This window comes from Anaerolineae bacterium, assembly GCA_014360855.1.
In the GTDB taxonomy this organism is placed as follows: domain Bacteria; phylum Chloroflexota; class Anaerolineae; order JACIWP01; family JACIWP01; genus JACIWP01.
This window is the reverse complement of sequence record JACIWP010000105.1, coordinates 1-9,986: the sequence shown is the minus strand read 5'-3', so window position 1 is coordinate 9,986 and position 9,986 is coordinate 1. Positions and strand designations below refer to the sequence as shown.

The following is a 9,986-nucleotide window of genomic DNA, read 5'->3' as shown; positions in this document are numbered from 1 at the left end:
CGCCCACACCAGATGGACCAATGCGGCCAGCACGCCGGCCAGGCCAGCGATGCCCAATGCCCATCCCAGCCCCCAGCGCAGGAGGTTGTTCAGGTGATAGACATAGGGAGCGGTGTTGACGTACTGGCGGGTGTAGGGCCAATCCACCTCGCCGCGCACCATCTCGGCCTGCCGGCCGATGGCCTCCAGGTACGTCGCGGGGTCCAGCAGGGCGTAGAACTCAAAAGTGCCGAAGGCCAGCACCACCCCCAGGCCGGCCAGCGCCATATAGCCCAGCGTCCTGCCCAGGCGCCGGCTGAGCCGCTCATCGCCCGGCCGCAGAAGGACCAGCAGGCCGGCGGCAAGGATGACCGCCCCATAGGTGAAGCCGCTGACCTTACAGGCGGCGGCGCATCCGACCATCAGCCCCATAAGCAGGGCGCGCCACCATCCGCCGCGCGCCACAAGCCGCGCGCCGGCGTACACCGCCGCCGTCCCGAAGGCCGTCAGGGCGATGTCCACCGTCATAAAATGCGAGAGCTGGATATGGGTCACGCTGAGCGCCAGCAGGGCCGCGCCGAGCAGGCCCTCGCGCCGGCCCCAGAAGGTGCGCCCCAACAGATAGACCAGCAGGACCGTGAGCAGGGAGAGCAGGGCGGTAGTAATCCTGCCCACCACGAAGAACTGGCGGTACTCCCCCTGCCGGCCGGGGAATATCACGGTCAGGAAGCGGTAGAGGTAGACCGGCAGGGTGCCGTAGGCCAGGTCGTAATGGCCGCCGGCGGGGTCCTCGGGGTTAATGCGCCGCGGGTTCAGGGAGCTGTGATCCGGGTCCAGCAGGTTGCGCCAGTCCGGCGGCCAGGAGAGGGACACATGGGACATGGTATTGGCGAGATGACGCTCGTCGGGATGGGGGAAGGCATCCATCTCGCGGTCCCACTGCAGTTCGTAGAAGCGAAAGCCGGCGGCGGTCAGCAGTACCAGCACCAGAAGCAGAATGTGACCATAGCGGTGCATGTATCGCGTCATGCCAGGGTTCTCCGTGCCCAGACAGCGTTTCGCCGGCGGGCCGTATCCGGGCCGGCCGTCCTGCGTATTGTAGATGATGGAAGGGAGCGGGTCAAATCCGCCGGCGGCGTACGGCCCGGCACGGCGCAATTTGCCCCACTGCCCCCGCCGTGCGATAATGCAGGGCAGGTACACCGCAGAACAAGCAGGGATGGTATGGAAGAGCGCAGTTCGCCATCGCCGCTGAGCGAACGGGAGCTGGAACTGCTGACGCTGGTGGCCAAAGGGGCCAGCAACCAGCAGATTGCCCGGGAGCTGTTCATCAGCGTCAACACGGTCAAAGTACATCTGCGCAACATTTTCGACAAGCTGGGCGTGGAATCGCGCACGGAAGCGGCCATGCTGGCGGTGCGCGAGGGCTGGATCCAGTTAGAGGGGATGCCCGGCTCTGCGCCGGCCGTGCCTGAAGCGCCGGCCGTCCCTGCCTCGGCCCCCATTTCCCTGCCCCAGCGCATCTTTCTGCTGGCGAGCCTGCTGGTCATGCTGGGGATCGCTCTTCTGCTCCCGGCCCGCGCTACACCCAGCGCCGGCCGGCCTGCCAGTCCCTTTGCCGAGCGCTCCGTCAGCACCTCCCTGCTCCCCACCAACACTTCCGCCAGCCGCTGGTCCCAACAGCCGGCCATGCCGCTGGCGCGCGGCCGGCAGGCCGCGGTCTGGCATGCCGGCCGGCTTTACGTCATCGCCGGCGACACGAACGACGGCATCACCGGCGCATCCGACATCTATGACACCGCCAGCCGGCAGTGGAGCGCCCTGCCCTATAAGCCCACGCCGGTCAGCAACGTAGCCGCGGCGGTCGCCGCCGGCCGCATCTGGGTGCCCGGCGGCTTCCTCCCTGACGGCCGCGTCACTGCCGAGGTCGAGGCCTACAACCTGGAGACAGGGCAGTGGGAACGGGGGCCGGCGCTCCCGGAGCCGCTGTGCGGGTACGCGCTGGCGGCATGGGGCGGCAAAGTCTACCTGTTCGGCGGGGCCAACGAACAGGGGTACACCCGCACGGCCCTGCGGCTGGACCCCGAAAAGGGTGAGTGGGAGCCTCTGCCTCCTCTGTCCTTGCCGCGGGCGTTTGCCGGCGCGGCGGTGCTGGACGACCGCATCTATGTGGTGGGGGGATTTGACGGTCAGCGGGAGCTGAACATCTGTCAGGTCTTTTCGCCGGCCGCCTTTGATGCCGGCCAGGACCCCTGGGGGGATTGTGCTCCCCTCTCCCTGGCGCGCGGCGGGTTGGGTCTGGCCGCCGCCGGCAAGACGCTCTATGCCATCGGCGGGGGGTGGCAGAGCTATATGGCCTACAACGAGCAGTATGATGTCGAAAAGGGGGAGTGGACCCGCTTCGATACCCCCATCGAGGGGGAATGGCGCAACCTGGCCGCCGTCAGCGACGGCAAAACGGTCTATGCCCTGGGCGGATGGAACGGGCAGTACCTGGATGCGTTTTGGACGTATCAGGCCATTGTGACCATATTCCTGCCCATCACGCCGTGAGGATCAGGCGGTGGCGCGGCTGGCCGCTCTCTGCTCTTCCTCCCGGCGGATCTCGTCGTAGACGTGTCCCAGCCCGGATTTGATCTTGGCCTCCAGCTTGACGCCGGCGCTGGGCTTGCGTGGGAAAAACCCGATGATCTTGGTCAGCACATTGCGCGCCGCCTCCGACTTGGAGCGGCCGGCAAGGTACTCCTGACGGATCAGCTCTCTCGCCACCCGCAGGTAGTCCAGCAGGGGATCAATGACCTGCTTATCGCACACCTCCCCGTGCCCCGGCACCAGCACGTCAATGGACATGCTCTTGAGCTGTTCCAGGGCGCGCACCCATTCGCCCGAGCTTCCCTGTGCCATGAAGGGATGCATGTTGCAGACCACCAGGTCGCCGGTGAAGACCACACGCGCCCGAGGAACATAGACGATGGAGGACGCCGGCGTGTGCCCGCCGGCATACAAGATATCCACCACCGTATCCCCCAGATAGAGGGTCATCCGCTCCTCGAAGGTGAGTTCCGGCAGTTGGATGTCCAGATGCAATAACTCGCGGGCGGTCTCGGGGTCTTTGTCCCGGTAGCGGTCGGCCAGGCGCTGTTTGAAGTTGTCGCCGTAGCCGCGCATATGTTTCCAGGCCACCATATGGGCGATGGCCGGCGCGCCGAAGAAGACGTTGCCCAGCGCGTGCCCCTTGTGGTGATCCGTGTTGATGACGTAGACGGGCTTCTTGCCGGTCACCGCTTCCAGCTCCGCGCGCCAGGCGCGCGCTTCGCGCGGGATCATGGGCGTATCCACCACCACGATGCCCACGCTGGTGACAATGGCCCCCAGATTGGTGCCCCGGCTGTCCCGCTTCACGTACACCCCTGGAGCGACTTCCCGCATTCCCGGTTCCATCGCCGTCCTCCTGCTGACAGAGTTCATAGGCTGGGCCCTGCTCCGCCGGCCAGGAATGTCATCGCCAGCTCGAGCGCCTCCGCCACGCGATCCGCCGGCATGCCGCCGCCCTGGGCGAAGTCGGGCCGGCCGCCGCCCCCGCCGCCCACTTTCCCACAGACCTGCCGCAGGAGCGCCTGCATGTCCGCCGGCACATCCGCGGAGCGGCCCAGGAACAACTGCCCCTTATCCGGCCCCTGCCAGCCCAGCAGTACCACCACGCCGGCATGCTCCAGGAGCCGGCCGGCCAACTGTTTGACCGCCGCCGGCTCGCGGTCGGCGAACACCTTGCGCACGACCCGCCACGTTCCAACTTGCTCCGCGCCGGTCAGCAACGCGAGCGCCTCCAGGCCGGCCAGCTCTTCCCGTGCCTTCTGCAACTGCCGCTGAGCGGCCCGGCGTTCCTCGTCCATTTTGCGGACGATTTCGGGCAGGACCTGCCAGCCCGTGGTGAGAAATGTGCATACCTCCTGGAGCACGTCCTCTTTGCGGCGGTAATCCTGCAGGGCCCGCCGGCCGCACAGGAAGGTCACGCGTGTTTCACTACCGCGGCGCTCGACGCCGGCAATATGGATGAGGCCGACCTCGCCGGTGCTCCGGCAGTGGGTGCCGCCGCAGGCCGACCAGTCGAAGCCGGCCACCTCCACCAGCCGGATGTTCTCCGAGACCGCCGGCGGCTTGCGGAAAGGCACCTGGGCTACCTCCGCCGGCGCCAGGAAGCGCGCCGTCACCGGCCGGTTCTCGAAGACGATGCGGTTGGCCAGGTCCTCGGCGGCGCGCAGTTCCTCCGCTGGTATCGGCGCCCGGTCCAGGTCAATGGTGCTGGCATCCTCGCCGAGGTGAAAGGAGACGGTCTGTGCGCCGTTCACGCGCATGAACGCCTCGGAGAGGATATGCTGGCCGGTATGCTGTTGCATGTGGTCATGGCGGCGCTCCCAGTTCAGCCGGCCGATGACGTTCTCTTCCGCCAAGGGGCCGGCCAGGACATGGAGTACCTCGCCCGATGCCTCATCCAGCAGGACGTCCAGCACCGGTATATCGTTCAGCCAGCCCGTGTCATGGGGCTGGCCGCCGCCGGTCGGGTAGAAGGCGGTGCGGTCCAGCACCACCGCCGGCCGTCCGTCCAGTTCCAGCCGGCGCACCACCCGGGCCTCGAACTCCGTCAGATAGGCGTCCTCGTAATACAGTTTCACGGTCATGGCGCTGTCCCGGCTCATATCAGCAGGGTGACCAGCCAGACGCCCAGCGCGATGAAGAGCAGCGCGGTTGCCAGCTTGATGCGGGCGGTGTTGGTGTTCACGAAGCGCGCCAACTGCTCCGAAGTGGTGCCGAGGTAGGCCAGCACAAAGACGACGATGAGCGGTGTGATGAAGAGCAGGTTGTAAAGCAGGAGGTACATGAACGCTTTGGCGCGCATGGCCGGCACACCCATGACGAACAGGATGGTGGGCAGATAGACCTGGCCGGTGCAGGCCAGCTCGATAAGCGAGATAACGAAGCCGGTGGCGAAGGCGACGCCGGCGATGGCCTGAGCGGATGCGCTCTCGCGGATGACCTGGTTGATGCGCCGGCGCAACTGCAGGGGCAGGCGCAGTCGCATTTCTTCCAGCTTGCCGCGCCGCGCCTGGAGGTAGTCCATGAAGCTCAGCACTGCCAGCAGGAGACACAGCGCCGCCGTGATGCCGTACACCCATTTTCCCAAGGTGGTCAGGAAGGGGAGCCGCGTCAGCACCTGATACAGCCCCACACCGACCAGCAGGTAAGTCAGAAAGACACCCAGGGCGAAGTTGGCGCCGACCATCAGGATGTCGCGCCCCTTGCGTCCCACAAAGGCCAGGTAGGAAATGAAGAAGACCAACGTGGCAAAGGCACAGGGGTTCAGGCCGTCAATGAGGCCGGCCGCGGCCACGGTCAGCACGCCGAAGGATTTGAAGCGCTCGATGATGCGCGATTGGGCGTTGGGGGCCTCCTGCTCCCAATTCTCCCAGGTCACCTCGGCACCGCTTGCCTGGTATTTCTGGATCAGGGCCTCGATTTTGGCGGTGCTGACGTCCCCTCCCACCAGGTAGTCCTGTCCGACGAATATCGCCGGCGCGGTGAGCCGGAAGCGCTCGGGCACGTTGTACTTAGTGCACAGCCATTCGTTGAGCGCGGCGTACTCGTTGATGTCAAAGAGCGAGACCTCGAGGTTGGGATATTTGCTCTTCAGGTAGTTGATCTCGTATTGGGCGCGGTCGCACTCCTGACAGCCGGCCTTGGAAAAGTAGGCCATGTGAATGGTCTTGTTCGATGCGCTGGCCGGCTGGGGCGTGCCGGTTGGCGGAGCGGTGCTGGCCGCCGGCGGCGGCGTGATGGTGCCCTGCGGCGGCTCGAAGTACATCGGGTCAATGGGCCAGGGGGCGCCGCCCTGCGCCAGATACTCGTCAATCAGTTCCTCCAGGGAACTCTCGATGACGTTGGCGTCGGGGAGCAGATAGCGCCCGACGATCATCAGCGGGATATAGCCGCGCTGGTTTTCCGGCATGCCGGCCTTCTCCTCAATGGCCAGCTCCAGGGCGAAATAATAGGGATTGGTGACATCGAATTCCCGCACCACCACCTTCTCGCCGTACTTCTCATAAATCTTGGGCATGAAATCGGCGCGGATATGTTCGCAGTGGGGGCAGGTGGGCGAGAAGAAGAGCATGATATGCACCGCGCCGGGGACACTGCCGGCGGGATGCGGGGTCACTGTCGGGATCATGCGCAAGGTGGGGCGGGCGGCCGGCGTGGCGGGCGTGGGGGTGGGCGCCGGTGTGGGGAACTGGGCACCGCCGGCATCCAGGAGCCGCTGGACCGTATCCGCCAACTTGGCCTGCATTTCCTCCTTGCCCAGGAGCACGGTATCTCCCAGGAACGCCTCCGGAATGGTGGCCTTGTCGGCGCTAATGCCGTAGGTGCTTTCCAGCGCCTGGAGGAGCTGATACGTGCCGGCGTCACTGATGTCCATCAGCCGCACTTCCAGCGAAGTGCCGAATCGCTCCTGAAGCGCCGGCAGGAGATTCTTCACAACTTCCTGGCAGTCCGGGCAGTCCGGCGAGTGGAAGAGATACATCTGCACCACCGGCGCCTGTGCCGTGACCAGCGTGGTAAACAGTATGACGGCCAGCAGAAGGCCGGCCAGAATACCTCTCCAGGGATAACGGCGCTGTGTCAACGCGGTCAACCTCCTCCGCAAGGTTAATGTCAACTGCGACCGCAGTACGGCTCATTATAGCATAATTTGGGCCAGCCGGCGAAATGGGCCGAAAATCATCACCGTTTTGGTACGCTTTGCATCCCCTGACCCTCAGGTGATCGCCATCTGGGGGATGGCCATCGCCGTCCCCGGCTCATGCCTGGCGCAGGGCGCGTGCCACGTCAAACGGATCGGTGCTGACCACGCTGGCGGCGTACAGCTCCATGGAGCCGATGTCAGCGGTGCGGCTATACAGCGGGCCGCGATCCACCACCCGCACGATGGTGGGAAAGCCCTCCCAATCCTCGCTCACGCCGTCGATCGGGCGCCAGTACAGCGCCAGACTGAAGCTCTGGGCGCCCAGCCGGCCTACCAGCGTTTCCAGTGCCCGGTAGACCGCCTGCCGGAAGGGGATGTGCGGGCGCTCCCCGATGACCAGCATCTCCTTCTCCTTCACCGGGGTCAGGTGTGCCAGGATGACCGCTCCCGGCATATCTACTGCCAGTCCCAGCGCACGGTGCACAGCGATGAGGTCATCGAAATAGTTCGTGCCGTGGCCCAGTTGATAGAGCTGAGCGGCGCGGCGCCAGTGCTCGACCTTCGGATAGTGCATGTCCCGGGTCAGGGTCATCTGCGCGTGGCCGTGGAGGATGGAGGCGCCGGCTTTCCACAGGCAGTTCCACAGGAAGAAGAAATAGCGCGCGCCGCGATCGGCGTTATGCGCCTCTTTGGCCCAGCGCAGAGCCACATCGAAGTAGTCAATCACCTGCTCCTCGCTGAAGCGCAGGGGATGATGTTCCTGGAAGACCACCACGCCGTGGAAGCCATCGCATTTGGCCACATTGCTGGCCGTCAGGGCGTACTTTCCGCGCACCCGGCCGAAGACGTCCGCCGGCGTCTGGTTCTCTGGATCGCAGAACATGTCGCCCTGGGCGGAAAGGATGTCCTCCTCCAGCCGGGCCGGGTCTGTCGGCAGAGGCCGGCGCCCCCGCAGGGGGTTGAACAGGGTGCCCTCCAGGGTGATGCGGTTGGTCACCCGGAGGACCGGTTGCTCCTGCACCTCTTCTAGCGAGCCGAAGTTGGCCTTCACCCATTCCCGCATGGCCGGCGGGATGCGGAGCCGGCCCACCGCTTTGCTGACCAGGAAGATGCGCTCGAAGCGCCGGCGCTCCTCCGCCGGGAGCTGAGCGGTCAGTTCATCCAGTTCCATGATGTGAGGGACCACGGTGCGGTTCATTGTACCACCCTTGCGCTCGCAAAACGGCCTCCCGCAGATCATAACTTGCGGGAGGAGAGGTTGATGATTCGTTCTCCATGGGTTCGAACCCGATGGTTGGGAGCGACTATAGCACAGCCGGCGGCTTCCGGCAAACGAAAAGGGAGGTGGGTGAGAACTCTCGTTGGCGGAATAAGTCTGCCTCTGCGGTCGTTGCCGGCCAGCAGGGAAATGGTACAATCTGCAGAGCCTGTCGGATCCGAACGCGCCTTGTATGCTACCTGGAAGCTCATCGAATGGAAAATGATAAAGTGCTTCCTGTCATCTTCGCTATGACGCCAGAAGAGCTATATTGTTGGCCCGATGATGCCTTGGCGGCCGGCGGCGATTGTGTCCGTCAGGGTACGCGGGTCTGGCGGGTAGATAGTCCCCCTGTGGTCCCCCCGCATGCAGGGGGACAGGAGGCCGATAAGTCGCAAGGTGCGGGGAATGGTGAAGAATGGTATCCCTCCCCGCATGCGGGGAGGGTCAGGGAGGGGCTATTCCTCGTTCGAATCGAAGATATCAATGCCCTTCGTGACCGAGGTGTGCACAGTCCAGGGGCGCTGGTGGCAAACGGGCGGCGATGCGTGAAAAAAGCCTCCCGCCGGCCAGCCGGCGGGAGGCACGCAACCTACCACAAACCCAGCGCCCCAATTATGGGTTCGTGGTCGTCACATCCACCGGCGCAAACTCCACATAGGCCGTACAGCGGCCGTCCAACCGCACCTGGATGCTGGTGCCCAGCCCCTCCGGTGTCACAGTGTAGGTGCCCTGGTTGAAGGGCGCGAACTCCACCGCGTACTCGCCATACTCCGGCTTGGTGCCGGTCAGGCCGACCGTCTGCCAGCCCTCGGTGGAAACCCGCACCGGCAGGCCCTTCTTGCCGATGACCGAGACCCGCAGGACCGAGCGGAACTCCCAGGTGTCCTGGTCCGTGCAGTTACTGCTGGTGATGCGGCCCACCCACTGCCGCGTGACCACCGGCGGGCGCGGGGTGGATACCGGCGTCGGCGTCGGGTACGGCGGCCAGGTGGGAGGATACGGCGCCGGCGGATAGACCTGGCCGGGGATCACCAGCACCTGGCCGGGGTAGATCAGCGATGGATTGGGCAGGTTGTTGGCCTGCACCAGCGCCCATACGCTGGTGCCGTAGCGCAGGGCGATGCGCGCCAGCGTGTCCCCCGGCTGGACCACGTAATAGGTGGCCGCCGGCATGCTGGGCGGCAGAGCCGTCCCGCTGGGGATGAGCAGTACCTGGCCGACGTAAATGTACCAGGAGTTGGCCAGGTTATTGGCCTGCATAATGGCCTCTACCGTGGTGCCGAAACGGTAGGCGATGGAGCTCAGCGTATCCCCCCACTGCACCACATAGCGCGTCATGGGAGCCGGCGGGGGTGGCGGAGGGGTTGGGGGCGTGCCGGCGGCGCCCGGGATCGTCAGAACCTGGCCGACGTAAATGAAATTGGGGTTGCTGAGGCCGTTGGCCAGCATGATCGCTTCCACGGTCGTGCCGAAGCGGTAGGCGATACTGCTCAGGGAATCCCCCCACTGCACCACGTAGGTGGTGCCGCCGGCCGGCGCCGGCGTGCCGGCCACCGGGATGATCAACGTCTGGCCCACATAAATATAATCCGGGTTGGCCAGCCCGTTGGCCTGCACGATCGCCCACACGCTGACGCCGTAGCGAGCCGCGATGCCTTCCAGCGTCTCGCCCCAGCGCACCACGTGCACCACCTGGCCGCTGGCTGCCGGCGCGCCCTGCACCGGCGCCACCATCCCCATCAGGACGGTCAGCACCAAGGCCAGGATGACCCACCTGCCCGCACGATATGTCATGGGCTATTCCTCCTCACATGCTTGAATGCCGGCGCGGAACCGGCCGGCAACGCACAGCGCCACAAAACCTAACATAATCTTACATCATGCCAGGGGCCGTGTCAAGGGGATTGGAGACTGGGTCTTACCCACTTTTGACAGTACGACGTCCTCCTGCTATTTGGTAGTTGCGAAACCAACCATAGAGCAGAGAGGGCGTCGTGACACTAACATACC

General features: G+C 65.2%; 7 protein-coding genes. 1 reads left to right on the top strand and 6 read right to left on the bottom strand.

Annotated elements, in window-relative coordinates:
• Positions 1-1,182 (bottom strand): glycosyltransferase family 39 protein (locus H5T60_07310; protein MBC7242238.1); only part of this gene is annotated, 1,182 nt, incomplete at its 3' end.
• A gap of 21 nt (positions 1,183-1,203) precedes the next feature.
• Between H5T60_07310 and H5T60_07305 the strand changes: the two genes are divergently transcribed.
• The gene (locus H5T60_07305) at positions 1,204-2,532 is read left to right on the top strand and encodes a hypothetical protein (protein MBC7242237.1); all 1,329 of its coding nucleotides are present in this window, start codon (positions 1,204-1,206) and stop codon (positions 2,530-2,532) included.
• Positions 2,533-2,535: 3 nt separating this feature from the next.
• Here H5T60_07305 and H5T60_07300 read toward each other — a convergent pair whose 3' ends face one another.
• The 5 genes from H5T60_07300 to H5T60_07280 form a co-directional block, all read right to left on the bottom strand.
• Positions 2,536-3,420 (bottom strand): MBL fold metallo-hydrolase, encoded by an 885-nt coding sequence (locus H5T60_07300; GenBank protein ID MBC7242236.1) that lies wholly within the window; start codon positions 3,418-3,420, stop codon positions 2,536-2,538.
• 23 nt (positions 3,421-3,443) lie between these two features.
• Positions 3,444-4,658 (bottom strand): alanyl-tRNA editing protein, encoded by a 1,215-nt coding sequence (locus H5T60_07295; GenBank protein ID MBC7242235.1) that lies wholly within the window; start codon positions 4,656-4,658, stop codon positions 3,444-3,446.
• A 14-nt stretch (positions 4,659-4,672) separates the two neighbouring features.
• Positions 4,673-6,655 (bottom strand): hypothetical protein, encoded by a 1,983-nt coding sequence (locus tag H5T60_07290; GenBank protein ID MBC7242234.1) that lies wholly within the window; start codon positions 6,653-6,655, stop codon positions 4,673-4,675.
• A gap of 175 nt (positions 6,656-6,830) precedes the next feature.
• Positions 6,831-7,913, bottom strand: a complete 1,083-nt coding sequence (locus tag H5T60_07285; protein ID MBC7242233.1) for a hypothetical protein — start codon at positions 7,911-7,913, stop codon at positions 6,831-6,833.
• A 675-nt stretch (positions 7,914-8,588) separates the two neighbouring features.
• The gene (locus H5T60_07280; protein ID MBC7242232.1) at positions 8,589-9,770 is read right to left on the bottom strand and encodes a LysM peptidoglycan-binding domain-containing protein; all 1,182 of its coding nucleotides are present in this window, start codon (positions 9,768-9,770) and stop codon (positions 8,589-8,591) included.
• Between the last annotated feature and the right edge of the window lie 216 nt (positions 9,771-9,986).

Excerpts from the sequence above, each read along its gene's own strand:
- H5T60_07300 (MBC7242236.1), bottom strand. The coding sequence starts at position 3,420 with ATGGAACCGGGAATGCGGGAAGTCGCTCCAGGGGTGTACGTGAAGCGG.
- H5T60_07285 (MBC7242233.1), bottom strand. The coding sequence starts at position 7,913 with ATGAACCGCACCGTGGTCCCTCACATCATGGAACTGGATGAACTGACC.
- H5T60_07305 (MBC7242237.1), top strand. The coding sequence starts at position 1,204 with ATGGAAGAGCGCAGTTCGCCATCGCCGCTGAGCGAACGGGAGCTGGAA.
- H5T60_07280 (MBC7242232.1), bottom strand. The coding sequence starts at position 9,770 with ATGACATATCGTGCGGGCAGGTGGGTCATCCTGGCCTTGGTGCTGACC.
- H5T60_07295 (MBC7242235.1), bottom strand. The coding sequence starts at position 4,658 with ATGACCGTGAAACTGTATTACGAGGACGCCTATCTGACGGAGTTCGAG.